This window comes from Nonomuraea sp. NPDC050783 (assembly GCF_040802095.1).
Lineage (GTDB): Bacteria > Actinomycetota > Actinomycetes > Streptosporangiales > Streptosporangiaceae > Nonomuraea.
The window spans coordinates 182,076-198,257 of record NZ_JBFAHK010000018.1; the positions used below are offsets into that span (position 1 = coordinate 182,076).

Sequence of the window (16,182 nt, forward strand, 5' to 3'; positions counted from 1 at the left end):
GTACAAATGTGTTAGGGTGTGAGCATGGGAAACAGGGAGGACCTGCTGGCCGGAGCGAAGCGGTGCCTGGCGGAGAAGGGCTACACGCGGACCACGGCGCGCGACATCACCGCCGCGTCCGGCGTGAGCCTGGCGGCGATCGGCTACCACTTCAAGTCGAAGGAGGCCCTGCTCAACGAGGCGCTGTTCGAGGTCATGCGGGAGTGGGGCGACGAGCTGGCCAGGACGCTGCGGACCGAGGTCGAGCCGGGCGCGGCGCGGCTGGAGCGCTTCGCGGCGGTGTGGGACCGGGTGCTGGAGTCGTTCGCCCGGCTGCGCCCGCTGTGGGTGACGCAGCTGGAGCTCCTGGGGCAGGTCGATCACCTGCCGGGGGTGCGCGAGCAGCTAGCCGGGGCCGCGCGGGAGGCGCAGGAAGGGCTCGCCGAGCTCTTCGAGAGCGCCGGCGGCGGCGAGCCGGACGCCGATCCCGAGCGGCGGCGGCTGACGGGGGCGCTCTACCAGGCCCTGCTCACCGGGTTCCTGGCGCAGTGGCTGCTCGATCCGGAGCGGGCGCTGCCGGGCCGCGACGTGGCCGCGGCCCTGCGCATGATCACGACGTGATCGGGGCGCCCTGCCCGGCCGGGGTGTTACGCCCGGTCAGAACGCGCTGATCGTGGCGGGGGCGCGCTCGGCCCGGCTCAGGGTGCGGATGACCGCCGTCGCGCCGTGGCGGTGCACGGCCAGCCGGGCCAGCAGCTCGACCACCGGCCCGATGACCTGATCCGGCAGGGCCGGCGTCTCCAGGCCCACGCTCGCGGCCAGGTCGTCGCTGTGCACGACCAGCTCGACGAGGCGGGTGAGCAGGAAGTCGTCGAGGGTGAGCGCCCAGCCGGACGGCCTGACGTAGACCACCCGGCCGGCGGGCTCGGCGGGCAGCGCCGCGGCCTGCGCGTCGAGCAGCGCCCGCGTCCGCTCCACCAGCGCGGCCGGGCCGTCCGCGGCTGCCGCCTCGCCGCCGCGCCGGATGCCGACGTTGATCTCGTGGTCGAGGCCCGCCTCCACCCACGGCGAGCGCGAGTAGTGCTCCAGCAGGCTAAGGGGCTCGTGGCCGGTGCCGTCCGAGTCGAGCACGTCGCGGGTCCTGACGATCTGGTGCGCCAGGTGGCCCGCCAGCCCGGCGACGCTGAACTCGGTGAGCGCGCTCGGCTTGTCCCAGGCCGCCGCCACGGCGGGGTGGGCGAGCAGTGACACCGCCGACGTCGCGGCGATCAGGTAGGACTGCCTCGTCTCTCCCATGTGCCGCCCTTCTGCTCCTTCAGGTGGTGACTCGGGCCAAGACTATCCCTCCCACGATCAGCGCCAGGGCCGCCATCCGGCCCACCGAGAGCGGGTCGTCGTTGAGCACGACCCCCAGCGTGATCGCGCCGACGGCGCCGATGCCGGTGAAGACGGCGTACGCGGTGCCGACCGGCAGCGTGTTCATGGCCTGCGACAGCAGCCAGACGGCGGCGGCCATGAGCAGCAGGCAGACCAGGGTGGGCAGCGGGCGGGTGAAGTTCTGCGTCGGCTTGATGCTCTGGGACCAGGCCACCTCGACCAGGCCGGCCAGCAGCAGGATCAGCCAGCTCACGGGGTCACCGCCGCGTCCGCTTCCTTCGCCGCCTTCTCGGCCGCTTCCTTCGCCGCCCGCTCGCGGGCCGCGGTCAGCGACTCCTCGTGCTGCTCGCGCAGGTGGGCGAGGGCCGGGTCGAGGCGGGCGTTGACCAGCTCGGCGTGGATGAAGGTGACGTCCTCGACGCGGAAGTGGCCCTTGAAGAAGTCGCGCAGGTAGCGCTCGTGGTGGTCGTACGGCTCGCGCGGGGTGCCGGGGCCGTACGCGCCGCCCCTGGCGCCGGTCACCACGAACGAGCGGCCCTGGAGGGACATCTTGGGAAAGGTGATCTGGTCGAGCCACGCCTTGAGCGACGACGGGATCGAGTAGTTGTACATCGGCGCGCCGATCAGGATGACGTCGGCGGCCACCACCTCGGCGAGCAGCGGCTCGACGATCTCCCAGGCGGCACGCTGGGCGGGGGTGCGGACCGCCTCCGCGTAGCGCCCGATGTCGGTGATCTCGTGCTCCAGGATGTGGTCGCACAGCTCGGTCCACGCCTCGCCGATGTGCGGCACGGGGCGGGCGGCGAGGTCACGGTAGACGTAGCGGGCGCCGGGGCGGGCGGCGCGCCAGGCGTCCGCGTACGTGGCCGACAGCAGGCGGGAGACGCTGTCGCGGCGCGCGCTCGCGTCCAGGTGCAACAACATGAGTGATCCTCTCGATAAGTGGACACAGTGTCCACTTCATCATAAGCGGACGTCACGTCCACTTACAATGGGCGCATGGAGAGAGCCGACGCCGCGCGCAACCGCGCCAAGATCCTGGAGGCGGCGGCCGCGCTCTTCGCCGAGCGGCCGCCGCAGGACGTGACGATGGACGACATCGCCAGGAGGGCCGGGGTCGGCCGGGGCACGCTCTACCGCCGCTACCCCGACCGCGCCTCGATCGCCGTCGCCCTGCTCGACGAGCACGAGCGCGCGCTGCAGGAGGAGCTGCTGCGCGGCGAGCCGCCGCTCGGCCCCGGCGCGCCGCCCGACGAGCGTCTGGCGGCCTTCTACGCCGCGATGGTCCGCCTGCTGGAGGACCACTCCCACCTGGTGCTCGGCACGGAGGTGGGCCGCTCGCGCTTCGAGACCGGCGCGTACGGCTTCTGGCGGGCCCACGTGCGGGCGCTGCTGGTGGCCGCCGGCACGCCGGAGCCGGACGCGCTGGTGGACGTGCTGCTCGCGCCCCTCGCCCCCGAGGTGTACGGCTACCAGCGCACGACGCTCGGCCTCACCCCCGACCGGATCGCGGCGGCGCTGGCCCGGCTGACCACCGTCCTCAGGCCGGCGCCTTCCTGATCGCCCGATGGCCGAGCGTCATGCCGGCGCCTTCCCGATCGCCCGATGGCAGCGTCAGGTCAGCGCCTTCCTGATCGCCGAGCGGATGAACGCGCGGGCCAGCTTGGCCCGCCGGAACCGGCTCAGCTTCGGCGGCGGCGTGCCGTACCGGCGGGCACGCACGTCGGCCACCACGACCTCCGGCGCGCCCAGCCCGGCCAGCACGTCGAGGGCCTCCCGCTTGGTGATCAGCCGCCCGTCGGCGAGCGTGACCGTGGCCCGCGCGACGGTCACCGTGCCGAGGTCCACCCAGATGTCCCGCAGCCATCGCCGCCGCCCGCGCGTCATGACCAGCCAGAAGTCCCGCAGGTCGGCCCGGACGAACTCGGCCAGCTCCGCGTCCGACACCGGGGGCAGCAGCCCGGCGGGCGGCGGGCCGTACAGCTCCAGGGCGCCGTTGTGCAGCTCGCGCCGGGTGACCGGGGTGACCGGGCGGCGGAAGATACGCTCGTGCGCCCACGTCACGTGCTCGGCCGACGGGTCGGCCAGCTCCTGGCGCGGCAGGTACGAGCAGTGCAGCTTGTCGGCCAGCGGCAGGTCCAGGCCCCGGTGCACGGCCTTGATCCGCCGCCACTGCTCCATCGTCACCGGCTCGTCCACGACCGCGATGAGGTCGAGGTCGCTGCGGCCCGGCTGGTAGTCGCCGGTCGCCAGTGACCCGTGGGCCCAGAGCGCGACGAGCGGGACGGCGGGCTCCACGGCCTCCAGGAAACCCCTCAGCAGGCGGTCGGTCGCTGCGTGCATGATGGTCACTATGATCGATCCTGGCCTGACTGGAAAGGTTGCGTTGATCACTGGCGCCAATCAGGGCATCGGGGCCGCGGCCGCGATCGCGCTGGCGGCCCAGGGGGTGGCGGTCTTCCTGACGTACAAGCGGCTCACGCCGCTGAAGCATCCCGCCTATCCCGAGGCGTACGACCGGCTGCGCGCCGGCGACGCCGAGGACGTCGTGCGGCGCGTCCGCGAGGCGGGCGGCCGGGCCGAGGCGGCCGAGGCCGACCTGGCCGACCCGGCGGCGCCCGGCAGGTTGTTCGACCTGGCGGAGAAGGCGTTCGGGCCGGTGGAGATCCTGGTCAACAACGCCAGCGGCTGGCTCAGCGACACCTTCGCCCCCGAGGAGCGCGACGGCTTCGGCCGCCCGCTGCGGCCGGTGGACGCCGAGACGCACGAGCGGCAGTTCGCGGTGGACGTGCGCGCGCCCGCGCTGCTCATCGCCGAGTTCGCCCGGCGGCACGTCGAGCGGGGCGCGAGCTGGGGCCGCGTCATCGGCCTGACCTCCGCCGGGTCGCAGGGCTTCCCGAGCGAGGTGAGCTACGGCGCCGCCAAGGCGGCCCAGGAGAGCTACACCCTGTCGGCCGCGCACGAGCTGGGCCGCTACGGCATCACCGCCAACATGGTCCACCCGCCGATCACCGACACGGGCTGGATCAACGAGGAGGTCGAGAAGCTGGCCCACGCCCACGGCCCCATCGGCACCGTGGGGCAGCCCGGGGAGGTCGCCGAGGTGATCACCTACCTGGCCTCCCACCAGGCCCGCCGGGTGACCGCCCAGGTGATCAGGATGTACTGAGCCGGGCCCTGTTCACGGGGCCAGGTCAGGGGTGAGGGCGCCGAGGTCGGGCAGCACCCGCCAGGCCAGGGCGAGGGCGTCCGGGTCGGGCGGGTAGCGGGGGTGCGGCACCGCGACGACCCGCATCCCGGCCGCGTGCGCCGAGCGCAGCCCGTTGCTGGAGTCCTCGACGGCGACGCAGCCGCGCGGGTCCACCCCCATGCGCCGCGCCGCCTCCAGGTAGCCGTCGGGCGCGGGCTTGCCCCGCTCGACCTCCTCGGTGGACACGGTGGCCGCGAAGCACTCCGCCAGCCCGGCCGCGTCCAGCACCACCTCGATCAGCCGCCGCGGGGACGAACTGGCCAGCCCGAGCGTGAGCCGCCCCGCCAGCCGCCGTACGGCCTCGACGGCGCCCGGCATGAGCGGCACCTCGTCGCGGTAGCGTGCTGCCATCCGCTCGACGACCTCGCGCGCGATCTCGTCCGGCGCCATCCGCACGCCCAGCTCGTGCAGGTAGGCGGCCCACTCGCCGGTGCTCATGCCCATGAGCCGCGCCTGGGTGTCCGGCTGCCACGTGCCGCCGTGCCCGGCCACGAACGCCCGGCGTACCTCCTCCCACACCGGCTCGGAATCGACCAGCACCCCGTCGAGGTCGAACACACACGCTCCCATGAACGATCAGCTAATCACACGGCCGGATCCGGGACCGGAACCGCCCCGAGATGTCCTTATTGACCGAGATTCATGCTCTTAGGGGGATTTGTTGGGCTAGCCGGGAGCGACTACCGGGCAGGCGCCCAGTCATGGCAGACCTTCCCTTCCACGACAGGGGCGACTTCGACGACGCGGACCGCGGTTTCATCGCAGAGCTCAGCCCCGCGGTGATCAAAGCGGCGGACGGCAGGATCGTCTGGGACCTCACCCCCTACGCCTTCCTCCAGGACGAATGCCCCGAGACCGCCCACCCGAGCCTGTGGCGGCAGGCCCAGCTCTGCGCCAGACAAGGTCTGTACGAGGTCACCGCCGGCCTCTACCAGGTACGCGGCCTCGACCTGGCCAACATGACCCTGGTCGAGGGCCACGACGGCGTCGTCGTCATCGACCCGCTCGGCTCCGTCGAGTGCGCCGCCGCCGCGCTCAAGCTCTACCGCGCCCACCGCGGCGACCGCCCCGTCACCGGCGTCGTCTACACCCATCCCCACACCGACCACTTCGGCGGCGCGCGCGGCGTCACCCGGGGCGGCGTCCCGATCCTGGCCCCCGCCGGGTTCCTGGAGCAGGCGGTGTCGGACAGCCTGTACGCCGGCCCGGCCATGACCCGCCGCGCCGTCTACCTGCACGGCTCCGCCCTGCTCCGCTCGCCCGAGGGCCGGCTCGGCTCCGGCCTCGGCCTGGCGCTCGCCACCGGCACCCGCTCGCTGCTCCCGCCCACGCTGGAGGTCAGCCGTACCGGCCAGGAGGAGACGGTCGACGGCGTCCACATGATCTTCCAGCTCACCCAGGACGCCGGCGGCCCCGCCGAGATGGCCCTCCTCCTCCCCGGGCACCGCGCGCTCCACCTGGCCGACCACGCCATCCACGACCAGCACGCCGTCCTGTCGCTGCGCGGCGCCCCGGTCCACGACGTCCGGGCGTGGGCCCGCTCCCTGGACCGGGCGCTCAGCCTGCTGGCCCCGCACGCCGACGTCGCCTTCGCCGCCCACCACTGGCCCACCTGGGGCGGCGACGGCATCGCCCGCTTCCTCGCCCGGCAGCGCGACCTGTACGCCTACCTGCACGACCAGACCCTGCGCCTGCTCAACAAGGGCCTGACCGCCGCCGAGATCGCCGAGTCCCTCCGCCTGCCGCCCCCGCTGGAGGGCGCCTGGCACGCCCACGGCTACCACGGCTCGACCGGCCACAACGTCAAGGCCATCTACCAGCGCTACCTCGGCTGGTTCGACGGCAACCCGGCCCGCCTGTGGCAGCACCCGCCCAGGGAGAGCGCCCTGCGCTACGTCGAGTGCCTGGGTGGCGGCGCGGCCGTGGTCGCCCTCGCCCGCCGCTACGTCGCCGAGAACGACCTGCGCTTCGCCGCCGAGCTCCTCAACCACGCGGTCTTCGCCGACGAGGGCAACAAGGAGGCCCGCGACCTGCTCGCCGAGGTCTACACCCGGCTCGGCCACGGCGCCGAGAACGCCGCCTGGCGCAACTTCTACCTCATGGGCGCCCTGGAGCTGGCCGACGGCATCGTCCCCGCCACGCCCGGGCGCACTGCGCCGGACGTGCTGGCCGCGCTGAGCGTGGCGCAGATCTTCGACACCCTCGCCGTCCGGGTGGACGGCCCGCGCGCCTGGCACGAGCGCCTGGCCATCGACTGGCACCTGACCGACCTGGGCGAGCACCACCGCACGATCCTGTCCAACGGCGCCCTCATCCACCAGCAGGACCCGCCCGCCGCCGAGCCCCCCGACCTGACCCTGCGGCTGACGAAGGCGCAGCTCGTGGAGCTGATGGCCGGCAAGGGCGTGGAGGGCGTGACCCGCGAGGGGGACACGGGGGCACTGAAACGCCTGGTGGCCGTCCTGGACCATCCGATCCCGGACTTCGCGATCGTCACCGCCTGACGGCCGGCCCGCTCACCCGGGGCCCCGTACGGCCTCCTCGCGCAGCGCCCGGCAGGCCAGCGCCAGCAGCGTGACCACGGCCGCCGCCATCCCGGGCCCGGCCACCAGGGGCATCGTCACCTCGCCCGCGTGCCACACCGCCACCAGGGTCGCCACCGGCGTCACCACGCCCACCCCGAACATGGCCTGCCAGAGCGGCAGCACCCTCGGGTACGCGAACAGCAGCGGGAACACCGGCCACACGAACGCCCCCGAGGCCACGGCCAGCGCCAGCCAGAGCGCGGTCAGCGCCCCGAGCCACACCCGCCCGGCCACCGGCCTGCCCTCGGCCGACGGCCCGGCCGCGTACCCGGCCCCGAGCAGCACGCCCGCGGCGGCCACGGCCACCTGGTCCTCGCGCAGCACGGCGACCACGGCGATCGCCAGCAGCCCGAAGGCCGCGAGATGCACCGCCCAACCCAGCAGCCGCAACGGTATGTCCATCATCGAACACCCACGGTAGCCGCAGGAGGGCGCGAAGGCGACGAGCCGGGCCGGACCCGGGCCGCGCGCCCGGCCCCGCGGGTGCCCGGGTGCCCTCAGCCGCCGGCGCGCCGGGCGCCGGACGCCGGCTGCTCCCGTCCCGCGACGGGACGGCCGCCGCCGGCGGGCCGCACGGCCGTGACCAGGAAGTACAGCGCGCCCGCCACCACGAGCGCGACCGCCACCCCGATGTTCGCCGCCCCGAACGTCGAGGCCCTCATCTCCTCGCTCATCAGGAACCCGACGACCCGCGCGATGTTCTCGTCGGCCGACGTGATGAGCCCCATCCCCACGACCGACGCCACCACCAGCACCCCGGCCCCGGCCCAGTTGACGGCCGGCCCGCCGGAGCCGGCCCGCAGCAGCCGCTCGTCGTACCCGCGGCCGCCGTCCCGCAGCCGCCACATGTCCACCAGGAAGATCGCCACCCAGGCGGCCATGACCACCCCGACGATCGCCAGGAACGCCTGGAAGGTGCCGAAAAAGCTGTCGCTGACGAAGAGCAGGTAGTAGCCGCCGAGCACCATGAGCAGCCCGTCGACGAGCACCGCGTAGTGCCGCCGCAGCGGCACCCCGAGCGCCAGCATCGACAGCCCGGACGAGTAGATGTCCATGATCGCCCCGGCCAGGAACCCGCCGATGGCGGTCAGCAGGTACGGTAGCAGGAACCAGGTCGGCAACGCCCCCGCCAGCGCCGCCACCGGATCGCCCCCGGCCGCCTCGGCCAGCTTGGGGTCCCCGCCCGCCAGCAGCACCCCGAACACCAGCAGCACCATCGGCGGCAGCGCGCCCCCGAGCGTCGTCCACCAGGCCACCGCCCGCCCCGACGAGCGGGCGGGCAGGTAACGCGAGTAGTCCGCGCCGCAGTTGACCCAGCCGAGGCCCAGCAGCGTCATCGCGAAGATGACCCCGCCGACCCAGCCGCCCGCCCCGGAGGTGGTCTCCAGGGACGTCCCGAGCCGGGGCAGCATGAGCGCCATGTAGACGACGGTCAGCACGACGAACGCGTACGTCAGGTAGCGCTGCACCACCATGATCATCGCGTGCCCGTACACGCCGACCGCGATCACGACCAGCGCCGCGACGGCGAAGCAGACGGCGGTGGCGGTCGTGCGGGGCAGGCCGGGCGCCAGCCGCGCGAGGATGGCCGCTCCGCTCTGCGCCGAGAGCGTGACGAGCACGATCTCCCAGCCGACGTTCGAGATGTACGACAGCGCGGCGGGCAGCTTGTTGCCCTGGTAGCCGAACGGCGCCCGCCCCAGCGTCATCGTCGGCACGCCGGACCGGGTGCCGCCGATCGCGACCAGGCCGACCAGCAGGAACGACAGCACGTACCCGACGGCGCCGGTGATGATCGCCGGCACGACACCGAGGCCGAGACCGACGATGTAGACGCCGAACGCGACCCCGAACAACGACAGGTTGGAACCGGCCCACGGCCAGAAGAGGTCACCCGGCCGGCCGTGCCGCTCGGCCTCGGGGACCGCGTTGATGCCGTTCTGCTCGACGGCCATCGTCTCCATGATCCGGACATTACCTGCCGTCTATACCGAAACCCATCCTCTTGGCATATCGGGATCGTTACGGCGACGAAATCCTGGTTAGGGGAGGGCGACATGCGAGAACCGGTGACCGGCGGCCGACGTCCGGCGGCTGGTGGCCGGCGAGGAGGGGTAGCCGTTCCATGAGGGCGTCGAAGGGCGACACGCGCATGCGCGCGCTGGCCGTGTGCCTGGTGGCGGCGTTCATGAGCGGGCTCGACGTGAGCATCGTGAACGTGGCGCTGCCGTCCATCCGCGAAGGGCTGGGGGCGACGGAGGACGGGCTGCAGTGGACGCTGTCCGGGTACGCGCTGACCTTCGGCCTGCTGCTGGTCCCGGCCGGGCGGCTGGGGGACGCCAGGGGCCGGCGGACGCTGTTCATGTGGGGCGTGGTGCTGTTCACGCTGTCCAGCGCGGCGTGCGGGTTCGCCTGGAGCATGCAGGTGCTCATCGCGGCCCGCCTCGTGCAGGGCCTGGCGGCCGGCATGCTGAACCCTCAGGTGTCGGGGCTGATCCAGCAGATGTTCCGCGGGCACGAGCGCGGCCGGGCCTTCGGCGCGCTGGGAGCCACGATCGGGGTCTCCACGGCCGCCGGGCCGCTGATCGGCGGGGCGCTGGTCACCGCGTTCGGGCCGGAGATGGGCTGGCGCTGGGTCTTCCTGGTCAACCTCCCGATCGGCCTGGCCCTCCTCCCGCTGGCCCACCGCCTCCTCCCACGCTCCACCCCCTCAGAACTCCACCCCTCAAAAGCCCCGGCGATGGAGTCCCCGGCAGTGGGGGCCTCGGCGGCGGCGACCTCGGCGGTGGCGACTTCGGCGGTGGGGGCCTCGGTAGCGGACACCTCGGCTCGGGACACCTCGGCTCGGGACACCTCGGCTCGGGACGCCTCCGCTCGGGACGCCTCCGTCCGGGACGCCCGCGTCGCAGGGATCCGCGCTCCGGACGCCCATGCCGCAGGAACCCGCACTCCGGACGCCCGCGTCACCGGGGCCGGCGACAGGACTGCTACCGGAAGGGGCGGCGGCACGGCCGTCAGGGACGGCAGGCGGAACGAGAGCATGGACCCCGTGGGAGTGCTGCTGCTCGGCCTCGGCGTGGCCTGCCTCCTCCTGCCCTTCATCCAGCAGCACCAGTGGCACAGCCAGGCCAAATGGCTCCTCGTCCCGGCCGCCCTGCTGGTGCTGGCCGCCTTCGTCGCCTGGGAGCGCGTCTACCGCCGCGAGCCCCTGGTGGACCTGTCGCTCTTCCGCAAGCGTTCCTACAGCCTGGGCTCGGCCATCGCGCTGTTCTACTTCGCCGGCTTCACCGGGATCTTCTTCGCCTTCACCCTCTACCTCCAGAGCGGCCTCGGTTACAGTCCGCTGATGGCGGGCCTGTCGATCACGCCGTTCGCCCTCGGCACGGCGTCGGCCTCGGTGGTCGGCGGCCACCTGGTGTCGAGGGCGGGCCGCCGGCTGGTGGCCGCCGGCCTCGCCACGGTGCTCGTCGGCCTTTCCGCCACGATGGCCGCCACCGTGCTCGTTCCGGGTCACCACGTCGGCCTGGCCACCGCGCTGCCGTTGCTGATCGCCGGGATCGGCAGCGGCCTGGTCATCTCCCCGAACCAGGCGATCACCCTCTCCGAGGTGCCTCCGGCCGGAGGCGGCAGCGCGGCCGGCGTGTTGCAGACGGGCCAGCGGCTCGGTTCGTCCGTCGGCATCGCCGCGGCCGGCTCGACCTTCTTCGGCTCCCTCGCCGAGGGCTGGCCGACGGCCTTCCGCCACGGCCTGCTGGTGGTCATCTCCTTCGTCGTGGTCGCCCTGCTGGCCGCCGCCTACGACCTCATCCGCACCTACCGCACCACACCACAAGACCAGACGGCCGCATGACCATAAGGCCGCATGACCTCACGCGGCCGTCGGCTCACGCGGCCGTCGGCTCACGCGGCCATCGGCTCACGCTCCCGTCGGGCTGCCGTCCTGGAGTGCCAGCAGCCGGGCCTCGGCCTCCGGGCCGAGGCCGATCCGCGGCCGGTCCCGACGGATCGGCGCCTCGCCCCCGATGCCCCGCAACCACGCCCACGTGTCGCCCACCGTCTCCTCCACGGGCCGGAGCCGCAGCCCCGCCGCCACGGCCTTGGACACGTCGCCGCCGTGCATGAAGTCGTAGTCGGCGCCCACCAGCCAGAACGGCAGCTCCGTCCACGGCTGCACCCCGGCCGCCAGGATCGGCTCGGGATCGACCCACCGCAGCTCGGCGTCGGCCCCGGTCACGCGGACGCAGGTCTCCAGCATCTCCCGCATCGTCACGAACCCGGGAGGGCTCACCACGTTGAACGCCCCGCCGACCCCGCGCTCGGCCGCCCGCAGGCACCACACCGCCAGGTCACGCGCGTCGACGTACTGGAGCCCCTGCTCGGCGGGACCCGGCGCGAGCACCGGCCCGCCGCGCGCGATCCGGTTGAGCCACCACGGCAGCCGCCCGATGTTCTCGTACGGCCCGATGATCAGCCCCGCCCTGGCCAGCAGCGCCCGCTCCCCGAAGGCCGCCACCGCGCCCAGCTCGCCGCCCGCCTTGTTCCTCGCGTAGTCGGAGGGATCGTCGTCGTCGGCCGAGGCCGCCACCACCGGCGCGCTCTCGTCGGCTCCGAAGGGCACCGGATCGGCGTAGACGGACCTGCTGGAGACGTATACGTAGTGCCCCGCCTGCCCGGCCAGCAGCGACGCCGCGTCGCGCACCGCCGACGCCGCCCACGACCAGGTGTCGACCACGACGTCCCACTCGCCGCCCTCCAGCGCCGCCAGCCCGCCCGGCGCCGTGCGGTCGCCGTGTAACGCCGTCACCCCCGCGGGCGCGCCGTGACTGCCCCGGTTGAACACCGTGACGTCCCACCCGAGGCCGAGCGCCTCCTCGACGACCGCCCGCCCCACGAACTCCGTGCCGCCCAGCACCAGGATCTTCATGCCGTCCACTCTCGCGCAGGCGACGGCCTCCGCGCGCCCGTGCACGCTCGCAGCGGAATCGCCGCGAGCGAAACCCGCCGACCGTGCCGGCTCAGAACTCGCACCCGCCCGGATCCAGCAGGTCGTCGTCACCGGGCTCCGGGGGAGGAGGCGGCGCGGGGACGCGCCACGCCCCGTACTCCGTCCCTGGCGGGACCCGGCCGGCGACCCGCACGGTGAGCCCGTGACCGCCGTGGGGACCGGCTTCCAGCAACACCTTGATGTCCCGCATCGCCCCGTCCTTCGCTTCCCGCCACCGCCGTCCGATCCGAATGATGGACGGCACCGATGCACGGAGCGTGGCGAAACGCCCGTCCTGGCGCGTCGCTTACCTGATCAGGACGCCGCGTAGGCCCAACGCCGCCCGCCGGCCGCACGTAAGGTACGGGGAGTGGACCTGCGGCAGCTCTCCGACGCGATCGAGTCCGTCTCCAGCCGGTACGCCGCCTCGCTCGGCATCGAGCGGGACGACATCTGGTACGTCCTGAAGCTCCAGGAGGAGGTCGGCGAGCTGACCCAGGCGTTCCTGACGCGCACCGGACGATCCAGGACCAGGGGCCGCACCCCGGCCGAGATCGAGGCGGGCTTCCGCGAGGAGCTGGCCGACGTCCTGTGCCACGTGCTGCTCCTGGCCCGCCACCACGGCGTGGACCTGGAGGCGGAGATCGACCGCAAGTGGCTCAACCGCTGAGGTCAGGCGCGCGGCCCTCCCCGGACACGACCACGACCTGATCGCGGAACTACTTCCGGCGTGGTAGTGGGGCCGGTCGCGGTCGTCCCGGTGCGGTAGCGACAGACGATCCCGGTGGAGGACGCCCGGAAGCCGGTCCCCGGACGACGATTCCTCTCAGGCGAGCCCCGACGACGCGGCGCCGCCGCCCGGCCCGCCCCGCCCCCTGAGGAGGATCATGTTCCTGCGTATCGCGATCACCGTACAGACCGTCGCCCTGCTGCTCCAGGCGGTCACCGCCGGGTTGTTGCTCAGCTCGCCCGGCGGCCGGACGATGCACAGCGCCACGGCCGCCGTCGTCCTGGTCGCCGTGCTGCTGCATCTGGTCGCCGCGCTGGTGGCGCGGCAGCGGAGGGCCGTCCTGCCCGCCGTCGGCATGCTGGTGATGACGCTGGTCCAGGCGGCGCTGGGCGTGGCCCACGTCAAGGGGGTGCACGTGCCGCTCGGCGTGCTGATGTTCGGCGTGAGCACGGTACGCCTGGCGCAGGTCTGGCCCACCGGCCGCACCCGGACGGCGGCGGCGTGACCATCCGCGCGACCACCCGCACGACCCCCGACACGACCCCCGACACGACCCCCGGCACGACCCCCGGCATGGCGATGACCAGGCGGCAGGCGCTGCGCCTGCTCGGCCTCGGCGCGGCGCTGTCCCTCCCGGGCTGCTCGGCGCTGGCGGGGACCCCGCTGCCCCAGCTCCTGGCGAGCAAGGCGCCCCTGCCCGCGCCGTACGCCGTACCGCTGCCGTTGCCCGCCGTCGCCGAGCCGTACCGGACCGACGCGGGCACCGACTACTACGAGCTCGTCCAGCGCCCCGCCGAGGTGGAGATCCTGCCGGGCCTGCGCACCCCGATCCGCGGGTACGACGGCCGCTTCCCCGGGCCCACCATCCGCGCCCGCAGCGGCCGCCGCACCGTCGTGCGCGTCACCAACCGCCTGGACGCGCCGACGGTCACCCACCTGCACGGCGGCCACACCCCGCCCGAGTCCGACGGCTACCCGACCGACCTGGTCCAGCCGGGCACCCACCGCGACCACGTCTACCCGCTGGAGCAGCGCGCGGCCACGCTCTGGTACCACGACCACCGCATGGACCACACCGGGCCGCAGGTCTGGCGCGGCCTCGCCGGCTTCTTCCTGGTCGGCGACGACGAGGAGGAGGCGCTGCCGCTGCCGTCGGGCGAGCGGGACGTGCCGCTGCTGATCTGCGACCGGTCCTTCAACGCCGACGGCACCATGCCCTACCCGTCCCGCCACGACGGGCCCGGCGCCCGCGAGGCGTTCATGGGCGGCGTGCTGGGCGACGTCATCCTGGTCAACGGCGCGCCCTGGCCGTGGCTCGGCGTGGACCGGGCCCGCTACCGGCTGCGGCTGCTCAACGCCTCCAACGCCCGCACCTACGAGCTGGCCCTGTCGCCCGGCGGCGTCCTGACCCAGATCGGCAGCGACGGCGGGCTGCTGGCCGCGCCCCGCCCCCTGCGACAGGTACGGCTGGCGCCGGGCGAGCGCGCGGACGTGATCGTCGACTTCGCCGCGTACCGGGTCGGCGACCGCGTCGAGCTGCGCAACCTCCTCGGGGAAGGGCCGCAGGCGCGGGTGCTGCGCTTCACCGTCGAGCGCGACGCCCGCGACGACTCGGCGATCCCGGCGACGCTGTCCCGCGTCGAGCGGCTCGACCCGGCCAAGGCCGAGGTGACCCGCGACTTCGAGTTCACCAGCGGGAGCCTGCACGGCCACACCGGCTGGCTGATCAACGGCCGGCCGTTCGACGCCGCCCGCGTCGATGCCCGGCCCAAGCTCGGCCAGGTGGAGGTCTGGCGGCTCACCAGCGACGTCGCCCACCCCGTCCACCTGCATCTGGCGCCTTTCCAGGTGCTGTCGGCCGGGGGCGAGCGGCCGGGCGGGCCGCCCGAGTGGAAGGACACCGTCGAGCTGCGGGAGGCGCAGACCGTGGAGATCATCACCCGGTTCACCGGCTACCGCGGCCGCTACGTCCTGCACTGCCACAACCTCGAACACGAGGACATGGCCATGATGAGCACCTTCGAGGTGATCTGACGCCGGGCCGTCCGAAGCGGGGGCCTGCCTCCGCTACGGTGACCGACCATGACCGACTTCATCTCCCTCCCCGCCTACGACCTGTTCCACGAGAACGGCCACGTCCCGGTCATCCGCGAGAAGCTGCCCCCGCTCCTGGCCGGCGTGACCAGGAGCATCCTGGAGGTCGGCGCCGGCACGGGCCTGATCACCACCTCCCTGGCCGACTGGACCCCGGCCGAGATCTTCGCCCTGGAGCCGTCCGCGGGCATGCGCGCGGTGCTGATGTCCCGGCTGCTGGCCCGTCCCGAGCTGCTGAAGCGCGTCACCGTCCTGCCCGGCGACGCCCTGAGCGTGAGCCTGCCCGAGCCGGCCGAGGCCATCGTGATGATCAACGTGCTGTACGCCCTCGACCACGACTACCGCAAGCGCCTCTGGCCGGTCCTCGCGAGCCAGGTGGAGCCGGGTGGCCTGCTGGTCTTCACCTGGCGCGGAGGCAGCCTGGCGCCGCGTCCGCTGGAGGAGCTGGAGGCCCACCAGGTGGGCCGCCACCGCTACACGATGTCGATGGAGGTCATGGAGCCCCGGGACGAGGAGACCCTGAGGCGCCGCATCGTCTACCGCGTCCTCGACGGCGACACGGTGATCGACGAGGAGGAGCTGGTCGGCGACGCCTACCACCCGTCCTGGGAGACCCTCCAGAGCGAGCTCACCGGCGCCGGCTTCACCCGGTCGGACGCCCCCGAGGGCCTGCTCGCCTGGCGCCGCACCCGCGGCTGAGCCGGGCCGGGGCGGGCCGAGCCGCGACGAGCCGGCCCCGCCACCGGCGGAGGGGCGGGATCCTGTCACATTCGTGACGGCCCGGGGTTCAACGGAATGCCGGGCCACGGCGGCCCGGCGTCCGGAAGGAGTCCTGATGTCCACCACCGCCGTCGTCATCACCGTCCTGGCCGCCGTCTGGGTGGGGTTCTCGGCCGTCTCGGTCTTCGCGCGCGCCACGTGGGTCGTGGAGCCGCTGGCCGAGTACGGCGTGCCGCGCGCCCTGTGGCCCTGGCTGGGCACCGCCAAGGCGGCGGGCGCGATCGGGCTGGTCGCCGGGCTGTTCGTGCCGGCGATCGGGGTCGCCGCCGGCATCGGCCTGGTGATGTACTTCACCGGCGCGGTCGTCACCGTGCTGCGCGCCCGTTCCTACAAGCACGTGCCGTTCCCGCTGCTCTACCTGGCGCCGGTGGTGGCCGCCATGATCCTGGCGTCCTGAACGGGG

The 16,182-nt window shown here is 73.7% G+C and carries 19 protein-coding genes; 10 read left to right on the forward strand and 9 right to left on the reverse strand.

What is annotated here, in order from left to right; translation table 11 throughout:
* Window positions 1–24 precede the first annotated feature (24 nt).
* Window positions 25–600 carry a TetR/AcrR family transcriptional regulator gene (locus tag AB0H75_RS36970; protein ID WP_367804306.1) on the forward strand — a complete coding sequence of 192 codons (576 nt, stop codon included), beginning with the start codon at window positions 25–27 and terminating at the stop codon, window positions 598–600.
* A gap of 36 nt (window positions 601–636) precedes the next feature.
* Here the strand turns inward: AB0H75_RS36970 and AB0H75_RS36975 are convergent, their stop codons facing one another.
* From AB0H75_RS36975 to AB0H75_RS36985, 3 genes are read right to left on the reverse strand one after another with little or no spacing between them, the layout of a single operon-like run.
* Window positions 637–1,275: a maleylpyruvate isomerase N-terminal domain-containing protein gene (locus tag AB0H75_RS36975; RefSeq protein ID WP_367804307.1), complete on the reverse strand. Its 639-nt coding sequence runs from the start codon at window positions 1,273–1,275 to the stop codon at window positions 637–639.
* Between the two features lie 19 nt (window positions 1,276–1,294).
* Window positions 1,295–1,609, reverse strand: coding sequence for a multidrug efflux SMR transporter (locus AB0H75_RS36980; protein WP_367804308.1), 315 nt, complete (start codon window positions 1,607–1,609; stop codon window positions 1,295–1,297).
* Window positions 1,606–2,280 (reverse strand): FMN-dependent NADH-azoreductase, encoded by a 675-nt coding sequence (locus AB0H75_RS36985; protein WP_367804309.1) that lies wholly within the window; start codon window positions 2,278–2,280, stop codon window positions 1,606–1,608. The genes AB0H75_RS36980 and AB0H75_RS36985 overlap by 4 nt, the downstream gene beginning before the upstream one ends.
* A 75-nt stretch (window positions 2,281–2,355) precedes the next feature.
* Here AB0H75_RS36985 and AB0H75_RS36990 point away from each other — a divergent pair, with 75 nt between their 5' ends.
* Complete coding sequence (locus AB0H75_RS36990) at window positions 2,356–2,916, forward strand: TetR/AcrR family transcriptional regulator (protein ID WP_367804310.1); 561 nt, start codon at window positions 2,356–2,358, stop codon at window positions 2,914–2,916.
* Between the two features lie 54 nt (window positions 2,917–2,970).
* Here the strand turns inward: AB0H75_RS36990 and AB0H75_RS36995 are convergent, their stop codons facing one another.
* Complete coding sequence (locus tag AB0H75_RS36995) at window positions 2,971–3,699, reverse strand: nucleotidyltransferase domain-containing protein (protein WP_367804311.1); 729 nt, start codon at window positions 3,697–3,699, stop codon at window positions 2,971–2,973.
* A gap of 43 nt (window positions 3,700–3,742) precedes the next feature.
* On the opposite strand from AB0H75_RS36995, the gene AB0H75_RS37000 reads away from it, so the two are divergent.
* The gene (locus tag AB0H75_RS37000; protein ID WP_367804312.1) at window positions 3,743–4,525 is read left to right on the forward strand and encodes an SDR family NAD(P)-dependent oxidoreductase; all 783 of its coding nucleotides are present in this window, start codon (window positions 3,743–3,745) and stop codon (window positions 4,523–4,525) included.
* 12 nt (window positions 4,526–4,537) lie between these two features.
* Here the strand turns inward: AB0H75_RS37000 and AB0H75_RS37005 are convergent, their stop codons facing one another.
* Entirely contained in the window at window positions 4,538–5,164 is a 627-nt protein-coding gene (locus tag AB0H75_RS37005) for an HAD family hydrolase (protein ID WP_367804313.1), read from the reverse strand.
* Window positions 5,165–5,307: 143 nt separating this feature from the next.
* Between AB0H75_RS37005 and AB0H75_RS37010 the strand changes: the two genes are divergently transcribed.
* On the forward strand, window positions 5,308–7,110 hold the full coding sequence (locus tag AB0H75_RS37010; protein WP_367804314.1) for an alkyl/aryl-sulfatase: 1,803 nt from the start codon (window positions 5,308–5,310) through the stop codon (window positions 7,108–7,110).
* Between the two features lie 12 nt (window positions 7,111–7,122).
* Here AB0H75_RS37010 and AB0H75_RS37015 read toward each other — a convergent pair whose 3' ends face one another.
* Together AB0H75_RS37015 and AB0H75_RS37020 are read right to left on the reverse strand one after the other, a co-directional pair.
* Entirely contained in the window at window positions 7,123–7,596 is a 474-nt protein-coding gene (locus tag AB0H75_RS37015; protein ID WP_367804315.1) for a hypothetical protein, read from the reverse strand.
* Between the two features lie 92 nt (window positions 7,597–7,688).
* Window positions 7,689–9,155, reverse strand: a complete 1,467-nt coding sequence (locus AB0H75_RS37020; RefSeq protein ID WP_367804316.1) for a cytosine permease — start codon at window positions 9,153–9,155, stop codon at window positions 7,689–7,691.
* A 161-nt stretch (window positions 9,156–9,316) separates the two neighbouring features.
* Here AB0H75_RS37020 and AB0H75_RS37025 point away from each other — a divergent pair, with 161 nt between their 5' ends.
* Window positions 9,317–11,041: an MFS transporter gene (locus tag AB0H75_RS37025; RefSeq protein WP_367804317.1), complete on the forward strand. Its 1,725-nt coding sequence runs from the start codon at window positions 9,317–9,319 to the stop codon at window positions 11,039–11,041.
* Between the two features lie 66 nt (window positions 11,042–11,107).
* On the opposite strand, the gene AB0H75_RS37030 is transcribed toward AB0H75_RS37025, so the two are convergent.
* Both AB0H75_RS37030 and AB0H75_RS37035 read right to left on the reverse strand, forming a co-directional pair.
* Entirely contained in the window at window positions 11,108–12,115 is a 1,008-nt protein-coding gene (locus AB0H75_RS37030) for an NAD-dependent epimerase/dehydratase family protein (RefSeq protein WP_367804346.1), read from the reverse strand.
* A 91-nt stretch (window positions 12,116–12,206) separates the two neighbouring features.
* On the reverse strand, window positions 12,207–12,386 hold the full coding sequence (locus tag AB0H75_RS37035) for a hypothetical protein (protein ID WP_367804318.1): 180 nt from the start codon (window positions 12,384–12,386) through the stop codon (window positions 12,207–12,209).
* Between the two features lie 159 nt (window positions 12,387–12,545).
* Here AB0H75_RS37035 and AB0H75_RS37040 point away from each other — a divergent pair, with 159 nt between their 5' ends.
* The 5 genes from AB0H75_RS37040 (at window position 12,546) to AB0H75_RS37060 (ending at window position 16,176) form a co-directional block, all read left to right on the forward strand.
* Window positions 12,546–12,845 carry a MazG nucleotide pyrophosphohydrolase domain-containing protein gene (locus AB0H75_RS37040; protein WP_367804319.1) on the forward strand — a complete coding sequence of 100 codons (300 nt, stop codon included), beginning with the start codon at window positions 12,546–12,548 and terminating at the stop codon, window positions 12,843–12,845.
* Window positions 12,846–13,062: 217 nt separating this feature from the next.
* The gene (locus AB0H75_RS37045) at window positions 13,063–13,410 is read left to right on the forward strand and encodes a hypothetical protein (protein WP_367804320.1); all 348 of its coding nucleotides are present in this window, start codon (window positions 13,063–13,065) and stop codon (window positions 13,408–13,410) included.
* Entirely contained in the window at window positions 13,407–14,939 is a 1,533-nt protein-coding gene (locus tag AB0H75_RS37050) for a multicopper oxidase family protein (protein WP_367804321.1), read from the forward strand. Before AB0H75_RS37045 ends, AB0H75_RS37050 begins: the two co-directional genes overlap by 4 nt.
* 48 nt (window positions 14,940–14,987) lie before the next feature.
* A complete protein-coding gene (locus AB0H75_RS37055) occupies window positions 14,988–15,698 on the forward strand; it encodes a trans-aconitate 2-methyltransferase (RefSeq protein WP_367804322.1) in 711 nt (236 codons plus the stop codon).
* Between the two features lie 136 nt (window positions 15,699–15,834).
* Window positions 15,835–16,176, forward strand: coding sequence for a DoxX family protein (locus tag AB0H75_RS37060; protein ID WP_367804323.1), 342 nt, complete (start codon window positions 15,835–15,837; stop codon window positions 16,174–16,176).
* The last annotated feature ends 6 nt before the right edge of the window (window positions 16,177–16,182 follow it).

Excerpts from the sequence above, each read along its gene's own strand:
- AB0H75_RS36975 (WP_367804307.1), bottom strand. The coding sequence starts at position 1,275 with ATGGGAGAGACGAGGCAGTCCTACCTGATCGCCGCGACGTCGGCGGTG.
- AB0H75_RS37035 (WP_367804318.1), bottom strand. The coding sequence starts at position 12,386 with ATGCGGGACATCAAGGTGTTGCTGGAAGCCGGTCCCCACGGCGGTCAC.
- AB0H75_RS36990 (WP_367804310.1), top strand. The coding sequence starts at position 2,356 with ATGGAGAGAGCCGACGCCGCGCGCAACCGCGCCAAGATCCTGGAGGCG.
- AB0H75_RS37055 (WP_367804322.1), top strand. The coding sequence starts at position 14,988 with ATGACCGACTTCATCTCCCTCCCCGCCTACGACCTGTTCCACGAGAAC.
- AB0H75_RS36985 (WP_367804309.1), bottom strand. The coding sequence starts at position 2,280 with ATGTTGTTGCACCTGGACGCGAGCGCGCGCCGCGACAGCGTCTCCCGC.
- AB0H75_RS37030 (WP_367804346.1), bottom strand. The coding sequence starts at position 12,115 with ATGAAGATCCTGGTGCTGGGCGGCACGGAGTTCGTGGGGCGGGCGGTC.
- AB0H75_RS37060 (WP_367804323.1), top strand. The coding sequence starts at position 15,835 with ATGTCCACCACCGCCGTCGTCATCACCGTCCTGGCCGCCGTCTGGGTG.
- AB0H75_RS37045 (WP_367804320.1), top strand. The coding sequence starts at position 13,063 with ATGTTCCTGCGTATCGCGATCACCGTACAGACCGTCGCCCTGCTGCTC.
- AB0H75_RS37010 (WP_367804314.1), top strand. The coding sequence starts at position 5,308 with ATGGCAGACCTTCCCTTCCACGACAGGGGCGACTTCGACGACGCGGAC.
- AB0H75_RS37025 (WP_367804317.1), top strand. The coding sequence starts at position 9,317 with ATGAGGGCGTCGAAGGGCGACACGCGCATGCGCGCGCTGGCCGTGTGC.
- AB0H75_RS37020 (WP_367804316.1), bottom strand. The coding sequence starts at position 9,155 with ATGGAGACGATGGCCGTCGAGCAGAACGGCATCAACGCGGTCCCCGAG.
- AB0H75_RS36995 (WP_367804311.1), bottom strand. The coding sequence starts at position 3,699 with ATGCACGCAGCGACCGACCGCCTGCTGAGGGGTTTCCTGGAGGCCGTG.
- AB0H75_RS37015 (WP_367804315.1), bottom strand. The coding sequence starts at position 7,596 with ATGATGGACATACCGTTGCGGCTGCTGGGTTGGGCGGTGCATCTCGCG.
- AB0H75_RS36970 (WP_367804306.1), top strand. The coding sequence starts at position 25 with ATGGGAAACAGGGAGGACCTGCTGGCCGGAGCGAAGCGGTGCCTGGCG.